This window comes from Bacillus atrophaeus (genome assembly GCF_001584335.1).
GTDB lineage: Bacteria > Bacillota > Bacilli > Bacillales > Bacillaceae > Bacillus > Bacillus atrophaeus.
Genome location: NZ_LSBB01000002.1, coordinates 16443 through 38571 on the forward strand (window position 1 = coordinate 16443; position 22129 = coordinate 38571).

Genomic DNA, 22129 nt, shown 5'->3' on the forward strand with positions numbered 1-22129 from the left:
ATTTTTAATTGAAAAAATATTTGAATACCGCTTGCTGCACAAGTAAAAAAACGGCCCATCCCACTATATTTAAACATACAGATGAAAAGATTGGCATAGATGCTCAAGCAAAAGCGCCAAAGTCACTAATAAACAAATAGTCGCCGGCAATCCAAAAAGAACACCTAACGCAAACCGGCTTAGGGTTTCTGTTTCTTCTCCTTGTACTCTCATCCAAAACAAACTCAATAGACTGAGTAACGGTAAAGCGGCGATCATTCCTCCTATGGCCGGGTATTTCTTTGAAATTCCTGAAATCAGCCCGATCAGAAGCGCTGAGACGAGTATTTTACTTACAGCTGCCATTGTTTCGCTTCTTTGCTTAAAATATAAAAGGCTTTTTCAATCAGTTCTCTCTCTGACACACTGATCCGCTCCAGCATGCTTTTTAACTTTTCTTTATCGAGCTGTGTATTCCGCTCCAGAACAAGTCGCCCCTTTTCCGTTAAGGCAACAAAAACTTTCCGTTCGTCATGCTCACTTCGATATTTGGCTGCCAATCCCTTTTGAATTAAACGTTTTGTATGCTCAGATGCCGTATTATGGGAGACAGACAAGCAATCCGCTAAGTCGCCTATTGTCGATTCGCTATTCTTGTCAATGTACTGTAATAAACGTACTGCTTGGTGAGATATATTGTCTTCGTGCTTGTAATGCAATGAATAATATATGTCCGTCCATTGAAGATTCAACTGATTTACTGACTGATCTATATCCATCAGATCCACTCTCCTTTATTTATATCTTAACATAAGATATATTCTTAAAATAAGATATAAATTAAATAAAAAAACATCCAATTCACATTGGATGCTTCGAGGCTTAATGTCTTTTTTCGATTTGATGAGGGTGGAGCTTTGGGACGAAACCGTTTTGTTTCTTCATTTCATAATGTTTTTCTATATGGGTTTTGATGTGTTCGCCTTTTTCTTTAGCCAGCACGCCATACTCCACATATTTCGAAATGACGTTTTTGCGTTTTTCTAATATGTCTGTTTCGAGTTCTTCAATTTCTTTCTTTTGCTGTTCTGTCAGTGAGGCACTTTGCGGCACTTGGGGCTGCTGTTTTTCAGCTGCTTGTGCTGGGCCTGCCAGAGACATTGCCGCTGCAGCAATCAGTAAAGCGATCAGATTAACTTTGATTGTTTTCATCCAGTTTATTCCTCCTGCCTTATTTTTTCATATGTTTTGTTATAAATCAGTTTTTATGCATTTCCAATAAAAAAGAGCGAATCATCATTCGCTCTTAATACTCTGTTCGTCCATATTCATTTCTGTTTCACCGGGTTCGGTATACGTGACGTAGGTTCCTGCCACAAAATCATGGATGGATCGTTTATCTTCTCTAAGACCGACCATGAAGGCGCTGACAATGGCTGCAATTCCAAACGTCAATGTATAAATAATGCCGCCGACTATTACTCTTAGCACCATTGCCAATATGCCGACTTGAGAGCCGTCTTTTTTCACAATCCTAATTCCGCAGATTTTTTTACCGACAACATAACCATTCCACAATACCGGCAGTAAAATCGAGTAGACTGCCATAATGACACTGATAAAGGTGCTTTCATCCGGATCTTTTCCTGTTAACAGCCAAAAGATAAGCAAAATGGGTAATGATATAATCAAATAGTCTAATAACGATGCTCCCAGCCTGATCCAAAATCCAGCCGGTTTGTAATTATTCATGCTATCCCCTCACTATGGTTTCAGTATGACTTTAATGTTTCCATCTTCCTTCTTGTCAAATATATCATATGCCAGCGGTGCTTCGGCAAGACTCATTTTATGCGTGATAATGTCAGTCGGATCAATTTCCTTTTTTTCAACCATTTGATACAGCATCGGCATTAAATGAATGACCGGAGCCTGGCCCATTTTTAAGGACACGTTACGTGTAAAGAGGTCCCCGATCGGAAAGCCGTCTGCTTGTGAAATGTAGGCTCCTGTCAGATGGACCGTACCGAATTTTTTCACTGCCTCTGATGCAGTGAGAATCGGGCTGATCGTTCCGAACTGATTCGGTTTTTCATTGGCTTTTTCCTTCGGAAGCGGCGTGCCGTCCATACCGACGCAATCAATGACGACGTGCGCCCCGCCATGCGTCTCCTGATGAAGCAATTGTCCGATTTCATCATGTTCGGTAAAGTTAAACGTTTCTGCACCGTTTGTCCGTTTTGCATGCTCGAGACGATGAGGGACCTGATCAACGGCAATGACCCGCTTCGCACCCTTCATCCAAGCGAATTTTTGTGCCATCAATCCAATCGGACCCGCCCCCAGGATCACGACAGTATCGCCTTTTTTTACACCGCTATGCTCCACACTCCAAAAGGCTGTCGGCATGACATCTGATAATAATAACACCTGTTCATCTTCAAGCTCACTGTCAGCAGGAACGATGAAGGAAGAAAAGTCGGCGTAAGGAACCCGAAGGTATTCGGCTTGGCCGCCCGGGAAATTGCCGTTAAATTCAGAGAAACCAAATAACCCGCCGGCATCGGTATGGGGGTTAGGATTAGACTCATCACATTGGCTCTCCATTTGGTGCTTACAGTAGAAGCATTCGCCGCACCCGATATTAAAAGGGATCACCACGCGGTCGCCTTTTTTTAGCTTTTTCACTTCGCTCCCGACTTCCTCCACAATTCCCATTGGTTCATGGCCGACAATATAATCCGGCTGTGCAGGAATTCCATTTTTATATAAATGAAGGTCAGATCCGCAAATGCCGGTTGCCGTGATTTTCACGATTACGTCCTGGGCATGCTGAATTCGGGGATCTGCGACTTCTTTTACTTCCATGTGTTCTTTTCCTTGGTAAGTCAGTGCTTTCATTTTTGGACAGCTCCTTTTTCTTCACTCCTTCCCTTCGCGTTTTCTCTTAAACTCTTCAAAACCCATTTGTCTACACAATTCGTACTTTTTGAAAACAGAATTTAAACGTTGCCACCCTGTATGTTCAATGCTATCTTTTTAGTTGATTACAGATTGGAGGAATGAAAGGTGAAATCATTTACACGTTCGAAAGCCGCCGTGCTTATCTTGACGCTGGCTTTCTTTCTCATAACGGCAGCCTGCTCAGGCAAAGAAGAGGCTGATTCAAAAACATCAGATTGGGATCAGATTAAGGAGAAAGGCAAGATTGTTGTCGCGACGTCTGGGACTTTGTATCCCACTTCGTATCACGATACGGAGTCAGGATCTGATAAACTGACCGGCTACGAGGTGGAAGTTATTCGCGAGGCTGCAAAACGGCTGGGTGTGAAGGTTGAGTTTAAGGAAATGGGAATTGACGGGATGCTGACGGCTGTCAACAGCGGACAGATTGACGCGGCGGCTAACGATATTGATGTCACGAAAGACCGCGAGAAAAAATTCGCGTTCTCCGCCCCATACAAATATTCATACGGGACAGCTATTGTCAGAAAAGATGATTTGTCAGGCATTCACACGCTAAAAGACTTAAAAGGGAAAAAAGCGGCCGGCGCCGCAACCACTGTGTATATGGATGTCGCCCGTAAGTACGGGGCAGAAGAAGTCATTTACGACAATGCCACGAACGAGCAATATTTAAAAGATGTCGCAAATGGCCGCACGGATGTCATATTAAACGACTATTACTTACAGGCGCTCGCGCTTGCTGCCTTTCCGGATCTTAACATTACGATCCATCCCGATATCAAATACATGCCGAATAAACAAGCGCTTGTCATGAAGAAAAGCAATACAGAGCTTCAGAAAAAGATGAATCAAACGTTGAAAAAGATGGCAAAGGACGACACTATTACCAAGCTGTCAAAGAAGTTCTTTAATAAAGCAGATGTATCAAAAAAATCGGATGTCGACGTCCAAGACGTTGACCTGTAACACGAGGTTCAGGATATGTATACCATTCAATGGGAATATATTTTTAACCTGAAACTTGCAATTGAATCATTTCCTTATGTGATCAAGGGAATCTGGTATACGCTGCTCATTTCATTTGTCAGTATGTTTGCCGGAACCATGCTCGGCTTGTTTATCTCACTTGCCAGAATGTCTAAGTTTGCTTTACTGAGGTGGCCCGCGAGGCTCTATATTTCCTTTATGCGCGGCGTACCGATTTTGGTGATTTTATTTATTCTTTATTTCGGCTTTCCTTATATCGGCATCGAGTTTTCCGCTGTCACTGCGGCCTTGCTCGGCTTCAGTCTCAATAGCGCTGCGTATATCGCAGAAATCAATCGTTCCGCTATCTCATCTGTCGATAAAGGCCAGTGGGAAGCGGCGGCTTCTCTCGGCCTGTCTTATTGGAAGACGATGAGAGGTGTCATATTGCCGCAATCTGTGCGGGTCGCGCTGCCTCCGCTTGCGAATGTTCTGCTCGATCTTATCAAAGCTTCTTCTCTTGCCGCGATGATTACTGTGCCGGAACTGCTCCAGCATGCGAAAATCATCGGCGGCAGAGAGTTTGATTATATGACAATGTATATCCTGACAGCGCTTATTTATTGGGCGATATGCTCTGTTGCGGCGGCTTTTCAGAATATACTTGAGAAAAAATACGCGCATTACTTATGATATGGCAGCCAGTTACGCATCACGAAGCGTGACTGGCGTTTTTTATAATAGTTGTTCTTCAACCTTTACCATCAAAGGGCTCAAGTATTTAAACAAACGTTTCATTAAAATCAAAAAAGCCGCCTCCACAGGGGAGACGGGCAGTTTTTAATACGCCTGATTGATATTCCAATTGAACGGATCCTCCAATTGCGACCAATCAGAATCAAACTCTGATTCAGTCAGCAGGCATTGATCAAGTTCTTTTGTAATGGCTTCCGGTTCCAAGTCCGTGCCGATAAAGACCAACTTTGTATGGCGGTCGCCGAACTCAATATCCCAATCATCCAAGATTTGCGGCTCTTGTTTTTTTATTTGCTCCTGTTCAAGTTTCGGCATCGCTGCCACCCAATAGGATACCGGCTCAATCGTAACAGACGGGCCGGCTTGAGACATAAGCAAAGCGAGACTGTTATGAGACGCGCACCAGGCTATCCCTTTCGCTCGTACAATATTTTCAGGCATTGAGTGGTGAACCCAGTTGTCAAAGCGGGCTGAATGAAACGGCAGACGTCTGGAGTACACAAATGAAGAAATGCCGTATTCCTCTGTTTCCGGTGTATGCTCCGCATGGCCGGCCGTCAGCTCTTTTATCCAGCCGGCAGATGCACTGGCTTCTTCAAAATGAAATAAGCCGGTATGTAAGATATCCTGCGGCTTGACGTTCCCTTTGACAGAACGGATGAGTTTGGCTCTAGGCTGCAGTGTGCGAAGCACTTTCTCAAGCTGAACAAGCTCTGATTCACTTACCAAGTCGCACTTGTTTAAAATCAAAACATCACAAAACTCAATTTGGTCAATCAATAAGTCAGCTATTTCTCTCTCATCCTCCTCCCCAAGCGCTTCCTTACGGTCTAAGAGACTCTCGCCTGACTGAAAATCATGCCAGAAACGATTGGCGTCCACCACTGTCACCATCGTGTCTAATTCACAAAATTGTGTGAGGTCTATTCCCATTTCTTCGTCTATATACGAAAAGGTCTGGGCAACCGGAATCGGTTCGCTGATTCCGGTTGACTCAATCACGATATAATCAAACCTTCCGTCTTTCGCCAGCTTTTCGACTTCTATGAGTAAATCTTCGCGGAGTGTGCAGCAAATACAGCCGTTTGACATTTCCACAAGCTTCTCATCTGTTCTGGAGAGTCCGCCTCCCTGCTTGACCAAACCCGCATCAATGTTCACTTCACTCATGTCATTTACAATCACCGCAATTTTTAAGCCTTCACGGTTTTGCAGAATGCTATTTAAAAGTGTTGTTTTTCCCGCGCCAAGATACCCGCTTAATACTGTAACCGGAATTTTATTCATGAGAATGTCCTCCTTTACTCCATAACAAAATAGAATCATTACGATTTAATTCGTATGCTTTGCCGAACCTGCGCTGCGAATGCGGTCGGTATTTCTCTTCCAGCTTTCCTGCGACCGGTCGTGAGGTACAGTGGTCGTTGATTGACCCCCGCCTTTCACCTTGTGATTCCGCTGCCATTCACGAACAAAACGTAATTGTTACGATTTAACTCAATCGTATGTTCTTTTATTCTTTTTGTCAAGCCGATACTAAACAAAAAGCCTTTTCTCTTATCAGCTGATCACCACTTTTGTTTTTTCAGGTATGTTTTCATATATCCATTTTGCATCTGGGATCGTAAGCCTGATACACCCGTGGGATGCTTTTGTTCCTAATTGTTTGGCTTCTTTTTCAATCACCTTTTTATCCTCGGTCATTGGGACGCTGTGGAATAGGAATTCTCCGTGGTTTTTCCATGACACCCAATATTTTGCGCCTTCCTGATATCCTTGGGAAAAGAACCACTCCCCCCGTTCAGGTTCAACATAGTAAGTACCCTTTGGCGTTGAATCGTCATCCGTTTGATCGAGCCCGGACGAGATGATCATCGTATAAATTGTTTTGCTGCCTTCTTTTATATAAGCCTCTTGTTTTTTCGCAGACACATCAATCCAAATGGAATCTTTATGTTTAATGTCAGGATATTCCCCGCCTGAGGGCTTTGTCCAATCTATTTTTTCTCTTGCTGATACGGTTTTGCCCTTTTCATTAGAGTTGCTTGTTTCAGAGCTTGCCTGTTCCGTTTCATGATGTTGTTGTGAGCAAGCCGCCAGCAGGCTGGCTGGCAATAGGACAGCCAGCATCAATAATACAATCCGCCGCGTTTGTTTCATTTACAATCCTCCCTCACTTACAATCTATAAATCTTCATCTTGACGTTTTTACAGCCCGCTTCTGTCAAAGCACAAGGATTTATTTAGAAAAACTCAGCTTCGCATAGGCATCGTGCAGGTGAATGGATTCTTCATTGTGACATTCAATCTCAAAAGCTGACACCCAATCAAGCTCGTACAAATCAGCGGCAATAAGACGAATGAGATCCTCGACAAACCTTGGATTTTCATAAGCTGTTTCTGTTACTGCTTTTTCATCAGGCCGCTTCAAGACAGGGTGAAGCATGGCACTCGCATTTGATTCCGCCGCATGCAAAAGATCCGTTTTGAAATCCTTCGGCAATGGCGCTTCCGGGTGTATGTCGGCCAGAATGTTGACCGTCCCTCTTTGATTATGGGCGCTGTATTCACTGATTTCCTTAGAGCAAGGGCAAAGGGTCGTGACTTTTGCTGAGATGCCGACACGCTGAAGGTACGGCAGGTCCTCTTGATACGTCATGTGAATCGTTATATCAGCATGCATCAATCCCGCTTTTTGCAGCATCGGGCTTTTCCGTTCAAAATACCAAGGAAACCGCACCTCAACCGCAGCAGACATCTGATTCATCTTCTCCGCCAGCTCTTTCGTAAACTGCTGGAGAGAGTCTAATGAGAGAACCCATCCTCTTTGATGATAGTCTTGAAGCTGTTCTGTTAACCGGCTCATATTAATGCCCTTTTGATTCCGCTTCAGATTGGTGGCCATTGTAAAATTCCCGACCGTGGCCTGTTCAAAAGGCTCCATGGCTGAAGTGATCGACATCGGGTGAGACACATTGGATACCCCTACATGATCAATCTCAAAAAAATAATCCTTGTTGGTATTTTGAAGGTCCTTCATTTTCTCCTTTTCAACAGGCTTTTCGCCTTTGACAGGATCAACCGAACCGAAATATTGATGGCGCTCCGCCTTTTTCGGCAGCATGATGTTTCGTTTCAATAAGAAAACTCCTCTCTCTAACAAATCGTAATAATTACTATTTATTTTGATGATTTCCCTTGTTAAAATCAAGAGAAATGTTGAATGACACAAAAAAAAGACCCGTAACAAAACAGGTCCCGCAAAACTGCCAGACGGTCCAGACTAAGAAGCATCGGCCGGCTCGCTGCCAGCGCGCCACGCCTTTCTCCAGTAATATCCCGCCCCAAGCACAAGTCCGAAAGCCAGCAATGCGATACATGAAAATGTGATAAATCCAATGGCATAAGAACCGGTCATCTGTTTTAACGTTCCTAAAATGTTCGGCAGAAAGAATCCTCCGATGCCACCTGCAGCCCCGACGATGCCCGTCACCATTCCAATTTCTTTTCGAAAACGCTGCGGGACTAGCTGAAATACTGCCCCGTTCCCCATTCCAAGCCCCATCATTCCGATAAATAAAAGAACAATCACGATGGAGAGAGACGGAAGACTGCTGACCCCGGCCATACAGAAGGCTACAACGATAAACAATACTGAAAGAACCTTAGTGCCCCCGATCCGGTCCGAAATCCAGCCTCCCACAGGCCGGAAGAAGCTCCCTGCGGCTACGCATAATGTCACGAAATCACCCGCGTGAATTTTCGATAATTGGTATTGATCGACGAAGAAAATAGCTAAAAAGCTGGAAAGGCCAACAAAACCGCCGAATGTGACACTGTAAAGCAGACAGAAAAACCACGTTTCCTTTTGCGTAAACACGTGCAGATAGTTTTTCAGCGGCTGCGGCGCAGGCTGTGAAGGGGAATCCTTGGCAAAGGCGACAAACATGATAAAGACGATAGCAAGAGGAATAAGAGCGATTCCCATTACACTGTGCCAGCCAAACTGTTCTGCAAGACGGGGGCCAAACAGCGTTGCGAACAGGGTGCCGCTGTTCCCCGCACCGGCAATCCCCATTGCGAGCCCCTGAAGATGCGGCGGATACCATCTGCTTGCCATCGGCAGTGCAACTGCGAAGCTTGCGCCTGCCACTCCCAGAAGAATCCCGATAGCATAAAGCTCAGGAAGAGAGCGCCCCCCGACCGTTCCCCAAAGCAATGGAACCATGGTCACGAGCATGCCGATCACTGCTGTTTTTTTCGGACCAATTCTGTCAGTCATGACGCCTAAAATCAACCGAAACACCGAGCCTGATAAAATCGGAACAGCAACCACAAACCCTTTCTCAAAAGGTGAAAGTCCAAAATCCTGAGAAATATATACGCCAAGCGCACCCAGCATCACCCAAATCATAAAACTTACGTCAAAGTATAAAAAAGAACAGGCCAAAGTGGATGGATGTCCGCTTGTTTTGAGATCCGACAGCTTCATAACATTCCCCTCTCCAATCGTTTTTTATTTTAAATTTTCTGAATTAAGAATATCTGAGTGCAATTTTTCGGAAAAGACATGTGTAAGTAAATGTGACACGTTTAATGCGTTAGCAATGTAATATGCCATAATTCTTAAAAAGAGAGTTTTTACAAGCGGCGTTATGAGGAGGTCTGGCAAATGAATAAGCAAACGCTGATTTTAATAGGGAATGGCATGGCTGGCGTCCGCTGTATTGAAGAAATTGTAAAGCTTGATAGCAGCGCCTTTGAGATTGTCATTATCGGAAGTGAACCGCATGTCAACTACAATCGAATTCTATTGTCCTCCGTTTTGCAGGGTGAAGCCTCACTGGATGAGATTACACTGAACAATAGCAACTGGTACGCCACACATGGAATCACCCTTTATACAGGAGAAACTGTTGTTGATATAGATACAGATAAGCAGATCGTTATCACAGACCAAAAGCGCAGCTTGTCTTACGATAAGCTGATTGTAGCTACAGGCTCAACACCTTATATTCTCCCAATACCCGGACATGACAAAGAAGGCGTATACAGTTTTCGGACAATAGAAGATTGCCAGTCATTTATAAAGATTGCCAGACATTATCAAAAAGCGGCCGTCATCGGCGCCGGGATATTGGGCCTTGAGGCAGCAATCGGCTTAAAAAAACTCGGAATGGACGTAAACGTTATTCATCACTCTTTCTCCATTATGCAAAAACAGCTGGATCAAACAGCGTCACATATGCTGAAATCAGCGTTGGAACGAAAAGGGCTGGCCTTCCTATTACAAAAAGATACTGAAGCTATTTTAGGAAACTCGCGGGCAAGCGGCGTCCGCTTTACAGACGGTTCATCCATAGAGGCCGATTTAATTGTGATGGCAGCGGGCGTCAGACCCAATATTCAATTGGCCGCATCTGCAGGCATCTCAACAAACCGCGGCATCATCATTAATGAATACATGCAGACCAGCATGCCGAATGTGTATGCCGTTGGAGAATGCGCTGAACATAAAGGGATCGTATACGGCCTGGTAGCGCCGCTTTATGAACAAGGAAAAGCCCTCGCAACACACATTTGCGGCGTTCTCGGCGAGGGGTATCAAGGTACTCCCCAGTCAGCCGCGTTAAAAATAGCAGGCATTGAAGTTTGGTCAGCAGGCAAGGTACACGCAGACGAAACCACAACAAGCATCCAGCTCTATGACGAACAAGCCGGCATTTACAAAAAAGCGCTATTCCAAGATGATAAGCTGTCCGGCGTTATTTTATTCGGAGACACTCGTGACAAACAGCAGCTTCTCGACAGTCTGCTCAAACAAAGAGACATTTCAATTGTCAAAAAACAACTCATTGAACCGAATCAAACCGCAAACGTATTCGAATCGATGCCTGCCAGTGAAACCATTTGCCAATGCAACTCCGTGACGAAAGGTTCGATGATGGAGGCCGTTAACACAAAAGGCCTGAAGACAGTCGAGGAAGTCAGAAACTGCACAAAGGCGTCAGGCTCTTGCGGAGGATGCAAGCCGCTCGTTGAGGAGCTTCTGGCATACGTGTTAAGCGGCGAACATAAAGAAAAAGCGGGCAAACCGCCGTTTTGCGGATGTACCGGCTTCACTGAAGAAGAAATCATAGCCGAACTGCAGCGCCGTCCGTTCACTGCTCCGGCAGAGGTCATGAATCATCTGGGCTGGAAAACGGAAAACGGCTGCCAAACCTGCATTCCGGCGATTCAATACTACTTAGGAATGATACGGCCGGACCTCGTGCAAAACCATGAAACAGCCATGAAAAAAGGAGATACATGCACCCTGATCCCCCAAATGTACGGCGGGCTGACCAATGCGGAGGAATTAAGAAGGATAGCCGACATCATTGAAATATACAACATCCCAAGCGTTTCAATCACTCACAGCCAAAGACTGCGGCTCTCCGGAATCAAACCGGACGATCTCCCAAACATCCGGCAAGCCTTACAAATGCCGATTTGCTCCAATCATCACTACACGGTGCATAGCGTGACATCCTGTACGTGCGGTCAAAACAGTTCCTTTCAAACGCTGGCAGCCAGCATAGAAAAGAAAATCGAAAACCTCTCCATGCCGGCTCCGGTTTCGATCAGTCTATCCTGCGAAAAGGACTGCGAAGATGCGGCCATACAAGATATCGGTGCCATTCAAACCAATGAAGGCTGGGACATATACGCCGGCGGCCGCCGAGGAACACATGCACATGCCGGAGAACTGCTTTGCGTTACTGAGAATCAAAAAGACACTGCAAACATGATCAAATGTCTTCTTCAATATTACCGAGAAACGGCAAATTACTCAGAAGTACTTCATCAATGGATGAGCCGCCTCGGCATCATTCATATCAGAGAGATTTTGTTTGATCAGGATATGCGGATACAGCTTCTTGAAAGTCTTGAAACAGACGTGTCACTGATTCAAAATCCGCTTACACATGTAAAGCGCTCATAAGAAAGGGTGAGGCATTTTGACAGAACGACTGCTAAAATATTTCCGCGAGAAACAGCAAGACATCCAATCAGAAAAAACGTATGACACCCAATGCCCGTTTTGCAGCATGCAATGCAAAATGCAGCTCATTGAACAAACCATTGTCACACGAAAAAAGTACACGGCAATCGGCATCGACAATCCAACGACACAGGGCCGTTTATGCATGAAAGGCATGAACGCCCATCAGCACGTCCTGCATTCAGCCCGCATTACCCACCCGTTACTCAAAAAAAACGGCGAATTCGTGCGAGCTACCTGGGATGAAGCATTAAACTACATCAAGGAACAAGTCACAACGATTCAACAAGAAGACGGCCATGACGCAATGGCGGTCTACGGGAGCGCTTCTATTACCAATGAAGAGGCTTATCTGTTAGGAAAGTTCGCCCGAGTCGGCTTAAAGACAAAATACATCGATTACAACGGCCGGCTCTGTATGTCCGCGGCAGCGACGGCAGCCAATCAAACATTCGGCGCGGACAGAGGCTTGACGAACGCTTTATCGGAGATTCCCCATACACGCGTCATTATTCTGGGCGGTACCAATATCGCTGAATGCCAGCCGACGATCATGCCTTATTTTGAAAAAGCGAAAGAAAACGGGGCTTATATCATCGCCATTGACCCCCGAGAAACGCCGACAACTAAAATCGCCGATCTCCACCTTAAAATCAAACCAGGAACAGATGCCGCACTTGCCAATGGTTTAGTCAAAATCATCATAGAAGAACAGCTGATCAACGAAGACTTCATCCAGACCCGGACAACCGGATTTGAAGAACTCAAACGTCATACGGCGGCTTTCAGCATACATGACATTGTTGAAAAGACGAGTGTTCCTCTTGAATATATCCGAAAAGCCGCTGTGAAATTTGCCAAGGAAGAGTCCGGCATGCTGTTTACAGCGCGGGGAATTGAACAGCAGACAGACGGAACGGCAGCTGTCAGAGGTTTCTTAAATATGCTTTTGATCACAGGGAAAATCGGCAAGCCTTACTCAGGCTACGGCGCAATCACAGGGCAGGGAAATGGGCAAGGCGCCCGAGAACACGGACAAAAAGCCGATCAGCTCCCCGGATACCGTTCGATCGAACACGAAGAACATCGCGCGCATATTGCAAAAGTGTGGGGAATCAGCCAGGACGATCTGCCGCGAAAAGGCGTCTCTGCCTATGAATTGATGGAAAAAATCAACGAAGGCCGCATCACGGGCATGTTTCTGATGTGTTCAAATCCCGTTGTCTCCAATCCAAATGCCAACTTTGTCAAACAGGCTCTGGCAAAACTAAAATTCTTTGTCGCTATCGATTTGTTTATATCAGAGACTGCGAGACTCGCTGATGTCATCCTGCCCGCCTCCTCTTACTTAGAAGATGAAGGCACCATGACAAATGTCGAAGGCCGCGTGACTCTAAGGGAAGCGAGCCGGCCTTGCCCCGGAGAAGCGAAACACGATTGGCAGATCATTTGTGATATTGCGTCTGTCCTCGGAAAAGGGCAGTATTTTTCCTATACGTCAGCGGAGGACATCTTTAACGAACTTAGAGAGGCAAGCCGCGGCGGCATTGCCGATTATTCCGGCATCACGTACGACCGGCTCAGACAAGAAGGCGGCATTCTGTGGCCATGTCCCGAACCGGGTCATCCGGGAACTGAGCGATTATTTGAATCTTCATTCGCCCATCCAGATGAAAAAGCGAAATTAAGTGTGATCCAAAATGAACCGGCTGTGCAAAAAGAGAAGCCGACAGCCAAATATCCATTATTTTTAACTACCGGAAGAGTCATGTCCCACTACTTAACAGGAGTCCAAACAAGAAAAAGCGCCGCACTTGCCGCCAGAAACTTTGAATCGTTTATGGAAATCCATCCGAAAACGGCTGAAGCATACAATGTCGAAGACCGTGTGCTCATTAAAATAGAATCCCCGCGAGGAAGCATTGTTGTTCGAAGTAAATGGTCAGAACAAATGAGACCAGATACCATTTTTGTCCCGATCCATTGGGCGGATTCTCAAAATGTGAATGATCTGATTGGCGATGACTTAGATCCATCCTGTAAAATGCCGGGTTTTAAAGTTTGTGCGGTACGAATCAGTTCTGCATAATTTTTCATAAAATTTTTAGAAAGTTTCGTATTTTTTGTTACATTTTATAACATGCATCTTAAATATTTCTTTTCACTGTGCTACGCTGAAAAAAACATTGATAAGGAGCGGATCATCTGATGGGAAAAAAACAGCTAGTCCTTGTTGGAAATGGAATGGCCGGGGTAAGGGCCATTGAAGAAATACTTAACGTTTCAAAAGACGAATTCCAAATCACAATTTTTGGTTCTGAACCGCATCCCAACTACAACCGAATCCTTCTTTCAAAAGTGCTGCAAGGCGATACCGATATCAAAGACATTACCTTGAATGATTGGAACTGGTACGAAGAAAACAATATTCAATTGTATACAAATGAAACAGTCATCAAAGTGGACCCGGAAAACAAAACAGTGATCACCGATTCAGACAGAATACAGCCTTATGATGAACTGATCTTGGCCACGGGTTCAGTCCCTTTTATCCTTCCGATTCCGGGCGCAGATAAAAAAGGCGTCACAGCGTTCAGAGATATAAAGGATACAGACATCATGCTTGCCGCGTCAAAAGAATATAAAAAAGCTGCAGTGATCGGCGGTGGCTTACTGGGATTGGAAGCCGCGCGCGGGCTGCTCAATCTGGGCATGGACGTGTCCGTTATCCACCTCGCCCCCTTCCTGATGGAGCGTCAGCTTGATGCAACAGCCGGCCGCCTTTTACAAAACGAGTTAGAAAAACAAGGAATGACCTTTTTACTTGAAAAGCAAACAGAAGAAATTTACGGCGATGACAGGGTCGAAGGCGTCAGATTTAAAGACGGCACAAGCATCGAGGCTGACTTAGTCGTCATGGCCGTCGGCATCCGCCCGAATACCAAGCTTGGAGCGGAAAGCGGGATTCCGGTCAACCGCGGAATCATCGTCAACGACTATATGCAAACCGAAATCCCCCACATTTATGCGGTCGGCGAATGCGCCGAGCACCGAGGAATAGCGTATGGACTCGTCGCGCCTCTTTATGAGCAGGCAAAGGTACTGGCCAAGCAGATTTGCGGTATTGACACAAACCCATACGAAGGCTCTGTTCTCTCCACTCAATTAAAAGTATCCGGAGTCGAGGTCTTCTCTGCCGGTGACTTTAACGAATCAGACGACAAAAAGACCATCAAGGTATTTGATGAGCAAGACGGCATTTATAAAAAAATCGTGCTTCGTGAAAACCAAATCGTCGGGGCTGTCTTATTCGGTGACAGCAGCGAAGGCAATCGCCTATTTTCAATGATCCAAAAAGAAGCCGATATCTCTGAAACATCTAAAATCTCAATTTTACAGCCGCTGAACCAAGAGGCAGGCACCAGCCTTGTCGCCGCCATGAGTGATGATGAAATCATTTGCGGCTGTAACGGTGTGTCAAAAGGAAATATTATTCATGCCATTCAGGAACAGGGCTGTTCGTCAACGGATGAAATCAAAGCATGCACTGGAGCATCCCGCTCATGCGGAGGCTGTAAACCGCTTGTGGAGGAACTCCTTCAGTATACGCTGGGATCAGATTTTGACGCATCGGCGCAAAAAGAAGCCATTTGCGGCTGCACATCATTGTCGAGAGACGAAGTGGTGGAAGAAATCAAAGCCAAAGGGCTGTCACATACGAAGGAAGTCATGAACGTTCTGGGATGGAAAACGCCAGAAGGCTGCTCCAAATGCCGCCCGGCGCTTAACTACTACTTAGGCATGGTCAATCCGACCAAATACGAGGATGAAAGAACATCCCGCTTTGTCAATGAACGGATGCACGCCAATATTCAAAAAAACGGAACTTACTCTGTCGTGCCAAGAATGTATGGCGGCGTGACCAACTCAAATGATTTGCGCAAAATTGCCGATGTGGTAGACAAGTATGAGATTCCGCTCGTCAAAATGACAGGCGGACAGCGGATTGATCTTATCGGCGTGAAAAAAGAAGACCTTCCGAAGGTGTGGTCCGACCTCGATATGCCGTCAGGCTACGCGTACGGAAAAACGCTCCGCACGGTAAAAACCTGTGTAGGCGAACAATTCTGCCGCTTCGGCACACAAGATTCCATGGCCTTAGGCATCGCCCTTGAGAAAAAATTCGAAGGACTGAACACGCCTCACAAAGTCAAAATGGCTGTGTCCGCCTGTCCGCGAAACTGCGCAGAGTCCGGCATTAAGGACCTTGGCGTCGTCGGCATTGACGGCGGCTGGGAGCTTTACGTCGGCGGAAACGGCGGAACCCATTTACGTGCGGGAGATTTATTAATGAAGGTCAAAACAGATGAAGAAGTCTTGGAATTCGCAGGCGCTTATCTGCAATACTACCGGGAAACCGCTCATTATTTAGAACGTACGTCCGCATGGCTGGAGCGGGTCGGTCTATCCCATGTCCAATCCGTATTAAATGATCCGGAAAAACGGCAGGAGCTGAACGACCGAATGAATGAAACACTCTCTGTCCACAAAGATCCGTGGAAAGACTTCCTGGAAGATAAACAAACCTCTAAAGAATTATTTGAAAATGTCGTGACCACATCATAATGACAGAAACAAACATTGAGGAGGAATGGACATGGTGAACAAAGACGTAACGAAGGTATGTATCGGGAGAATGGATGAATTGCCTGAACAATTAGGAAAAACAGTGTATATTGAAGATAAGGAGCTTGCGGTATTTAAGCTCTCGAACGGGAGCATCCGCGCGATCGAAAACCGCTGTCCCCATAAGGGCGGCGTCCTCGCAGAAGGCATCGTCAGCGGCGAATATGTCTTCTGCCCGATGCACGACTGGAAAATCTCCTTAGAAGATGGAAAAGTCCAAGAGCCGGATCACGGCTGTGTCAAAACATACGAAACGCTGATCGAGGGAGAACATGTGTATCTTGTATATTGAGTAAAGACCGGATCACTTTCCAAGTGATCCTTCATTTTTTACAGTGACGGAAGGATGGCGTTATCATGAAAAATGGGATCGTGTATTTTGTGGGGGCCGGGCCTGGAGATCCAAGGCTGATCACCCTGAAAGGAAAACAAGCGTTGGAGGAAGCGGATGTGATTCTATACGATCGGCTTGCAAACCCCAAATTGCTTGAATATGCTCAGCCGGCCTGCCATTTCATTTATTGCGGAAAGCTGCCTGACCGCCATTTTATGAAGCAAGCAGAAATTAATGCCCTGCTAATTGAAAAAGCATCAGAAGGCTTGACCGTTGTGCGTTTGAAAGGCGGAGACCCGAGCGTTTTCGGCAGGGTCGGCGAGGAGGCCGAAGCCCTCTATCAACACGGTATCCGCTATGAAATGGTTCCGGGCATTACATCAGGAATTGCAGCGCCGCTATATGCGGGAATCCCCGTTACGCATCGGGATTTCGCCTCTTCCTTCGCCATGATCACCGCACATGATACATCATTAAAAGGCACTCCGAATCTTGACTGGGAAGGGCTTGCCCGCGGTGTTCAAACCCTTGTATTTTACATGGGTGTTAAGAATTTGGCCTTTATCTGTCAACAGCTCATCGCATACGGAAAATCTCCCTCCGTCCCTGTTATGGTCATTCAATGGGGAACGTGGGGCCGGCAGCGCAGCGTAAAAGGCACATTAATGGACATCCATCAAAAAGCGGCAGATGAACAGATTAAAAACCCTGCGATTATCGTAATCGGCGATATCGTTTCTTTTCAAAAGCATAGCTGGTTTGAATCAAAACCTTTAATCGGCCGCCATATTATGATGATTACATCTGGTGAAGAAGAAAGCCCCATCGCAAAAGAACTGCGCGAAAATGGAGCAGATGTCATCGAATGGCCAAAATGGAACGTGCAAAAAACACCGATCGATGAAAACATATTGAATCGGCTTGAGTCCTTTGAAGACATATTATTTACGTCCCGGCGTGCTGTATGTGAATTTTTTCGTATGTTGGCATCAAAGAAGATGGACATTCGCCAACTAAGAGGCCGTCTGTCCGCTGACTCTTTATCGGCTAAGGCTGAGCTTGAAAAAAGAGGATTCGACATTGCGAGTAACATTCAGTATAACGGGGCCTTATTAATCATAGGAGAAAAACAGACCGTTCAAGAGAGATTTCATCATCTGGACTTGTGCAGCTCTTATGACGTATTCATCACTCATGAAAATGTGATTGATGACCGATTCACATCTATTTTCAAACGAACGATCGATGAAACTCCATTACAACTCATTTTGTGTGAAAACAAAAAATGTATGGAACAGCTTATTCGTGAGAAAGGACAAATTGGAGTTTTACCCGAACAAGAGCCGATACCGGTTGTTTGTTTAAGTGAGGAAGCTGAAGAAACTGCCAGACAACACGGGTTTCCGGATGTCCATCGTGTCAAAGCTGACGGAACTTCTCTAATCGACTATATTCACAATCATCAGCACCACGCAGAAAAAAGACTCCTTCACACCTGATATACAATCAGCCCTTGCTTTCGATCATCGCAAGGGCCTTCTTCTATTTATGGATTAATTTCTTATGATGCGTCGAATACATCGCCATGTTTTCCGCTTCTGGGTCGAGATAGGCCTTCGCGCTGTTGACCGCTGTCGGACCTTCAGTGAGACCCCCGGCAATCAATCTGAGCTTGCTCTCGTAACTAGCAGCATCACCCGCGACAAACACACCGGGAAGATTCGTCCGCATATGTCTGTCAGCCTTAATCCTGCCCTCTTCAATATCTAAACCCCAGTCTAGCATCGGACCGAGATCAATTTTAAAACCGTGGTTAATCATCAGTTCGTCCAGCTCTATTAACTCGGTACGGCCAGTTTCTGAATGTCTTGCCGTCACGCTATGTATCCGCTCTTCATTGCCATGAATCTGTTCCAACGTATACGGCGTCAGCACACGGACGGATGATTGCTTCATTTTTGTCATGCTGCTCTCAAGGCACCCGAACTCATTCCGGCGATGGATAATCGTGACAGACGCAGCGATCGGTTCCAGCTCATTAGCCCAATCGACCGCAGAATCACCGCCGCCGGAAATGACGACATGCCTGTCTTTAAAATCACCGAGCTTTTCCGCTTTATAGTGAAGATTTTTGCCGGCGTACTTGCTCGCATCCTTGCTGTCCAATTCATTAACCTCAAGCGTGCCCATTCCGGTAGCCAGAATTACAGTACGTGTATAATGCTTTTCCCCATTCGAGGCGGTCAGAACAATGGTGCCGTCATTCATCCTTTCAAAGCCTTCCACCCGCTGGTTTAACACGATTTCTGGCTCAAATGTAGCCGCCTGTTCCTTTAATTGCTCGATCAGCTGCTGGCCGGCAATACCAGGAATTCCGCCGATATCACGGATGATTTTCTCAGGAAAGAAAAAAGACACCTTTCCCCCGAGCCTCGGCAAGAATTCAATCACCTTTGTTTTAAGCTCCCTCATTCCGCTGTAAAACGCCGTAAACAACCCAACCGGACCTCCGCCGATAATGGTGACATCATATATCTCTTGATTTTCAGCCATCCGTCCTGCCTCCCCGAAACATCTATATGTATACATGGTGATTTTTAAATGAGAATGAATATCAATTCAAATTATATCACATTATAATGAAAGTTGGAGATAAAACTCTATCCCTAAGGAGATTATGATGAAAAGACACGTTGAAACCATAACGATTGACGGGAAAACCATTGAATATTCGATAACAGGGAAAGGTATCCCCATTCTCATCATGCATGGGGGGCATTCTAATTGTTATGAAGAATTTGGATATAGCGCTTTAACGGAGAAAGGTTTCTCTCTCATCACTCCTTCAAGAGCAGGCTACGGAAATACGTCCAAAGAAATTGGGGAAAGTTTAGCAAGCACATGCCTATTTTATGTAAAGCTGTTAGATCATTTACGTATAAAAGAAGTTCATCTACTCGCCATTTCGGCAGGCGGACCAAGCGGCATAACCTTTGCTTCCCGTTATCCGGAAAGGGTTAAAACACTTACTCTGCAATCTGCCGTTACAAAAGAATGGCTTACTCCGAAAGATAAACAATATAAAGCAGCAAAGCTCCTCTTTCGCCCTCCGGCTGAAAAATGGTTATGGAGATGGATTATTTTCATAAATAACGCTTTTCCCCATCTTACTTTTAAACTGACGAGCCCTTTTTTCAGCGTGCTTTCTTATGACCAGATCAAGATGAAAATGAAGGAAGACGACGAGGAACAATTTCGATTAATGAACAACCGGCAAAGACCCGGATACGGCTTCATGACCGACTTATCTCAAATGCACATGGTGTCTTCTGATGATTTAAAAGCTATCTCTTGTCCGGCTCTTATTATGCACAGCCAATATGACGGACTGGTGCCATTAGAGCACGCTTACCATGCCCATAAACTCATTCCGCAATCTGAACTCTGTTTGCTTCAGTCATGGGGTCATCTCATTTGGCTTGGAAAAGAATCCGATGAAGTTGATCACACATTAGCCACTTTCCTGAGCTCATCATCATGACGAACATGTGAAACGATTCTCTGCTTTTTTCCGTCAAACAATAAGTGCCTTTCTTCATGATATAATCATAGGCAGCTTTTAAAAAAGCGGAGGTTTTATATGACGACACAATCTTCTTTTCTTCAGCTAAATTCTATTTTTATCAGTATATTAATAGAAGCCATTCCGTTTATTCTGATTGGCGTCATTCTTTCCGGACTCATTCAAATGTTTGTTTCAGAAGAAATGATTGCAAAAATTATTCCGAAGAACCGGTTCCTGGCTGTGCTATTCGGGGCGTTGACCGGAATATTGTTCCCGGCCTGCGAATGCGGCATCGTGCCGATCACGAGACGGCTTCTTCTCAAAGGGGTGCCGCTCCACGCGGGCATCGCTTTTATGCTGACCGCGCCTATCATCAATCCGATTGTTTTGTTCTCTACATACATTGCGTTCGGAAACAAATGGAGCGTTGTCTTCTACCGGGGCGGGCTTGCACTTGTCGTGTCTATTGCTGTCGGGCTGATTTTATCGTACCAGTTCAAGGACAACCAGCTGCTTGAGCCTTCCGAACCCGCACATCAGCATCATCATACACAAAGTTTGCTGCAAAAATTGGGCGGAACGATGCGGCATGCCATTGATGAGTTTTTTTCAGTGGGAAAATATTTGATTATCGGCGCCTTCATCGCGGCCGCCATGCAGACGTATGTCAAGACATCCACTCTGCTTTCAATCGGGCAAAATGATGTGTCCTCTTCCCTTGTGATGATGGGTCTGTCGTTTGTCTTATCTCTCTGTTCAGAAGTAGATGCCTTTATCGCATCTTCCTTCAGCAGCACATTTTCATTAGGATCGTTAATCGCCTTTCTTGTTTTTGGTGCGATGGTTGATATTAAAAATCTGTTAATGATGCTTGCGGCTTTTAAAAAACGATTTGTTTTCCTGCTCATTACGTATATTGTCGTGATTGTGCTAGCGGGATCATTACTTGTGAAGGGGTGATCGGATGTTTCGTCTATTAGTGCTGATGGGATTTACCTTTTTCTTTTATCATCTGCACGCCTCAGGAAATCTGACAAAATATATTAATATGAAATATTCCTACCTGTCCTTTATCGCGATCTTCCTGCTGGGCATCCTGACAGTCGTTCAGGCGTATCTTTATATCAAAACGCCGGAAAAAGGAAAACACCATCATCATGATCAAAACTGCGGCTGCGGCCACGATCATGATCATGAACAACACAAGCCATTTTACAAACGCTATTTTATTTATCTTGTTTTTCTTTTTCCTTTGGTTTCAGGCATTTTCTTCCCGATCGCCACGCTCGATTCAACGATTGTAAAGGCAAAAGGCTTTTCATTCAAAGCCATGGAATCCGGCGATCACTACTCGCAAACCCAATATTTGCGGCCGGACTCCAGTCTTTATTATGCTGATGACAGCTACAACAAGCTCATGAAAAAGCTGTATAAGAAATACTCGGGCCAGAAACATATTTCTCTGACCGATGAGGATTTCTTGAAAGGGATGGAAACCATCTACAATTATCCGGGTGAATTCCTCGGACGCACGATTGAGTTTAACGGATTTGCTTATAAGGGGAATGCCATTAACAAGAAGCAGCTCTTTGTGCTGAGATTCGGCATCATTCACTGTATCGCAGATTCCGGCGTATATGGGATGCTTGTGGAGTTCCCTAAGGACATGGATATTAAAGATGACGAGTGGATTCATATTAAGGGCACACTGTCCTCAGAATATTACCAGCCATTCAAATCAACGCTTCCCGTCGTGAAAGTGACAGACTGGAAGACGATAAAGAAACCTGATGATCCCTATGTATACCGGGGATATTGAAAATCCGAAACC

Annotated in this window: 19 protein-coding genes and 1 pseudogene; 10 read left to right on the forward strand and 10 right to left on the reverse strand. The window is 45.4% G+C overall.

The genetic code is table 11. The features are described from left to right. Positions 1-4: 4 nt before the first annotated feature. The 5 genes and pseudogenes from AXI57_RS05060 to AXI57_RS05080 all read right to left on the reverse strand — a co-directional run bounded on the left by AXI57_RS05060 (position 5) and on the right by AXI57_RS05080 (position 2880). Positions 5-345 (reverse strand): annotated as a pseudogene (locus AXI57_RS05060) (DUF3147 family protein). Beyond that, the gene (locus AXI57_RS05065; RefSeq protein ID WP_061669440.1) at positions 333-758 is read right to left on the reverse strand and encodes a MarR family winged helix-turn-helix transcriptional regulator; all 426 of its coding nucleotides are present in this window, start codon (positions 756-758) and stop codon (positions 333-335) included. The pseudogene AXI57_RS05060 and the gene AXI57_RS05065 overlap by 13 nt, the downstream one beginning before the upstream one ends. A 103-nt stretch (positions 759-861) precedes the next feature. Further along, the gene (locus AXI57_RS05070) at positions 862-1191 is read right to left on the reverse strand and encodes a YckD family protein (protein WP_010787600.1); all 330 of its coding nucleotides are present in this window, start codon (positions 1189-1191) and stop codon (positions 862-864) included. An 84-nt stretch (positions 1192-1275) separates the two neighbouring features. Then, positions 1276-1731 carry an RDD family protein gene (locus tag AXI57_RS05075; protein WP_061669441.1) on the reverse strand — a complete coding sequence of 152 codons (456 nt, stop codon included), beginning with the start codon at positions 1729-1731 and terminating at the stop codon, positions 1276-1278. A gap of 12 nt (positions 1732-1743) precedes the next feature. Then, entirely contained in the window at positions 1744-2880 is a 1137-nt protein-coding gene (locus AXI57_RS05080; RefSeq protein ID WP_061669442.1) for a zinc-dependent alcohol dehydrogenase, read from the reverse strand. A 168-nt stretch (positions 2881-3048) separates the two neighbouring features. Here AXI57_RS05080 and AXI57_RS05085 point away from each other — a divergent pair, with 168 nt between their 5' ends. Both AXI57_RS05085 and AXI57_RS05090 read left to right on the forward strand, forming a co-directional pair. Then, positions 3049-3912, forward strand: coding sequence for a transporter substrate-binding domain-containing protein (locus AXI57_RS05085; RefSeq protein ID WP_061669443.1), 864 nt, complete (start codon positions 3049-3051; stop codon positions 3910-3912). A 15-nt stretch (positions 3913-3927) separates the two neighbouring features. Further along, on the forward strand, positions 3928-4605 hold the full coding sequence (locus tag AXI57_RS05090) for an amino acid ABC transporter permease (RefSeq protein WP_010787596.1): 678 nt from the start codon (positions 3928-3930) through the stop codon (positions 4603-4605). Positions 4606-4752: 147 nt separating this feature from the next. Here AXI57_RS05090 and AXI57_RS05095 read toward each other — a convergent pair whose 3' ends face one another. The 4 genes from AXI57_RS05095 to AXI57_RS05110 form a co-directional block, all read right to left on the reverse strand. After that, a complete protein-coding gene (locus tag AXI57_RS05095) occupies positions 4753-5955 on the reverse strand; it encodes a GTP-binding protein (RefSeq protein ID WP_061669444.1) in 1203 nt (400 codons plus the stop codon). Between the two features lie 273 nt (positions 5956-6228). Continuing rightward, on the reverse strand, positions 6229-6828 hold the full coding sequence (locus tag AXI57_RS05100) for a L,D-transpeptidase (protein WP_061669445.1): 600 nt from the start codon (positions 6826-6828) through the stop codon (positions 6229-6231). Between the two features lie 79 nt (positions 6829-6907). Then, the gene (gene folE2 / locus AXI57_RS05105) at positions 6908-7792 is read right to left on the reverse strand and encodes a GTP cyclohydrolase FolE2 (RefSeq protein ID WP_370499805.1); all 885 of its coding nucleotides are present in this window, start codon (positions 7790-7792) and stop codon (positions 6908-6910) included. Positions 7793-7951: 159 nt separating this feature from the next. Further along, positions 7952-9160 (reverse strand): MFS transporter, encoded by a 1209-nt coding sequence (locus tag AXI57_RS05110; protein ID WP_003328060.1) that lies wholly within the window; start codon positions 9158-9160, stop codon positions 7952-7954. 180 nt (positions 9161-9340) lie between these two features. Between AXI57_RS05110 and nirB the strand changes: the two genes are divergently transcribed. The 5 genes from nirB to cobA all read left to right on the forward strand — a co-directional run bounded on the left by nirB (position 9341) and on the right by cobA (position 18232). Then, positions 9341-11653 (forward strand): nitrite reductase large subunit NirB, encoded by a 2313-nt coding sequence (gene nirB / locus AXI57_RS05115; protein ID WP_061669446.1) that lies wholly within the window; start codon positions 9341-9343, stop codon positions 11651-11653. Between the two features lie 16 nt (positions 11654-11669). Further along, positions 11670-13802 carry an assimilatory nitrate reductase catalytic subunit NasC gene (gene nasC / locus AXI57_RS05120; RefSeq protein WP_061669447.1) on the forward strand — a complete coding sequence of 711 codons (2133 nt, stop codon included), beginning with the start codon at positions 11670-11672 and terminating at the stop codon, positions 13800-13802. Positions 13803-13921: 119 nt separating this feature from the next. After that, a complete protein-coding gene (nasD, locus tag AXI57_RS05125; protein WP_061669448.1) occupies positions 13922-16339 on the forward strand; it encodes an NADPH-nitrite reductase in 2418 nt (805 codons plus the stop codon). Between the two features lie 31 nt (positions 16340-16370). After that, the gene (gene nirD / locus AXI57_RS05130; protein WP_010787587.1) at positions 16371-16691 is read left to right on the forward strand and encodes a nitrite reductase small subunit NirD; all 321 of its coding nucleotides are present in this window, start codon (positions 16371-16373) and stop codon (positions 16689-16691) included. Between the two features lie 65 nt (positions 16692-16756). Continuing rightward, complete coding sequence (gene cobA, locus AXI57_RS05135; RefSeq protein WP_061669449.1) at positions 16757-18232, forward strand: uroporphyrinogen-III C-methyltransferase; 1476 nt, start codon at positions 16757-16759, stop codon at positions 18230-18232. Positions 18233-18275: 43 nt separating this feature from the next. Here cobA and AXI57_RS05140 read toward each other — a convergent pair whose 3' ends face one another. Next, positions 18276-19286 (reverse strand): NAD(P)/FAD-dependent oxidoreductase, encoded by a 1011-nt coding sequence (locus tag AXI57_RS05140; protein WP_010787585.1) that lies wholly within the window; start codon positions 19284-19286, stop codon positions 18276-18278. Positions 19287-19413: 127 nt separating this feature from the next. Between AXI57_RS05140 and AXI57_RS05145 the strand changes: the two genes are divergently transcribed. The 3 genes from AXI57_RS05145 to AXI57_RS05155 all read left to right on the forward strand — a co-directional run bounded on the left by AXI57_RS05145 (position 19414) and on the right by AXI57_RS05155 (position 22117). Continuing rightward, positions 19414-20274 (forward strand): alpha/beta fold hydrolase, encoded by an 861-nt coding sequence (locus AXI57_RS05145; RefSeq protein ID WP_010787584.1) that lies wholly within the window; start codon positions 19414-19416, stop codon positions 20272-20274. Between the two features lie 99 nt (positions 20275-20373). Beyond that, positions 20374-21258, forward strand: coding sequence for a permease (locus AXI57_RS05150; RefSeq protein WP_010787583.1), 885 nt, complete (start codon positions 20374-20376; stop codon positions 21256-21258). A 4-nt stretch (positions 21259-21262) separates the two neighbouring features. Beyond that, positions 21263-22117 carry a TIGR03943 family putative permease subunit gene (locus AXI57_RS05155; protein ID WP_061669450.1) on the forward strand — a complete coding sequence of 285 codons (855 nt, stop codon included), beginning with the start codon at positions 21263-21265 and terminating at the stop codon, positions 22115-22117. Positions 22118-22129: the final 12 nt, after the last annotated feature.

Coding starts and splice junctions, on each gene's coding strand:
- nirB (WP_061669446.1), top strand. CDS start 9,341: ATGAATAAGCAAACGCTGATTTTAATAGGGAATGGCATGGCTGGCGTC.
- AXI57_RS05090 (WP_010787596.1), top strand. CDS start 3,928: ATGTATACCATTCAATGGGAATATATTTTTAACCTGAAACTTGCAATT.
- nirD (WP_010787587.1), top strand. CDS start 16,371: ATGGTGAACAAAGACGTAACGAAGGTATGTATCGGGAGAATGGATGAA.
- AXI57_RS05155 (WP_061669450.1), top strand. CDS start 21,263: ATGTTTCGTCTATTAGTGCTGATGGGATTTACCTTTTTCTTTTATCAT.
- AXI57_RS05100 (WP_061669445.1), bottom strand. CDS start 6,828: ATGAAACAAACGCGGCGGATTGTATTATTGATGCTGGCTGTCCTATTG.
- AXI57_RS05075 (WP_061669441.1), bottom strand. CDS start 1,731: ATGAATAATTACAAACCGGCTGGATTTTGGATCAGGCTGGGAGCATCG.
- AXI57_RS05065 (WP_061669440.1), bottom strand. CDS start 758: ATGGATATAGATCAGTCAGTAAATCAGTTGAATCTTCAATGGACGGAC.
- AXI57_RS05140 (WP_010787585.1), bottom strand. CDS start 19,286: ATGGCTGAAAATCAAGAGATATATGATGTCACCATTATCGGCGGAGGT.
- AXI57_RS05145 (WP_010787584.1), top strand. CDS start 19,414: ATGAAAAGACACGTTGAAACCATAACGATTGACGGGAAAACCATTGAA.
- AXI57_RS05110 (WP_003328060.1), bottom strand. CDS start 9,160: ATGAAGCTGTCGGATCTCAAAACAAGCGGACATCCATCCACTTTGGCC.
- AXI57_RS05150 (WP_010787583.1), top strand. CDS start 20,374: ATGACGACACAATCTTCTTTTCTTCAGCTAAATTCTATTTTTATCAGT.
- AXI57_RS05080 (WP_061669442.1), bottom strand. CDS start 2,880: ATGAAAGCACTGACTTACCAAGGAAAAGAACACATGGAAGTAAAAGAA.
- folE2 (WP_370499805.1), bottom strand. CDS start 7,792: ATGCTGCCGAAAAAGGCGGAGCGCCATCAATATTTCGGTTCGGTTGAT.
- nasD (WP_061669448.1), top strand. CDS start 13,922: ATGGGAAAAAAACAGCTAGTCCTTGTTGGAAATGGAATGGCCGGGGTA.
- cobA (WP_061669449.1), top strand. CDS start 16,757: ATGAAAAATGGGATCGTGTATTTTGTGGGGGCCGGGCCTGGAGATCCA.
- AXI57_RS05095 (WP_061669444.1), bottom strand. CDS start 5,955: ATGAATAAAATTCCGGTTACAGTATTAAGCGGGTATCTTGGCGCGGGA.
- AXI57_RS05070 (WP_010787600.1), bottom strand. CDS start 1,191: ATGAAAACAATCAAAGTTAATCTGATCGCTTTACTGATTGCTGCAGCG.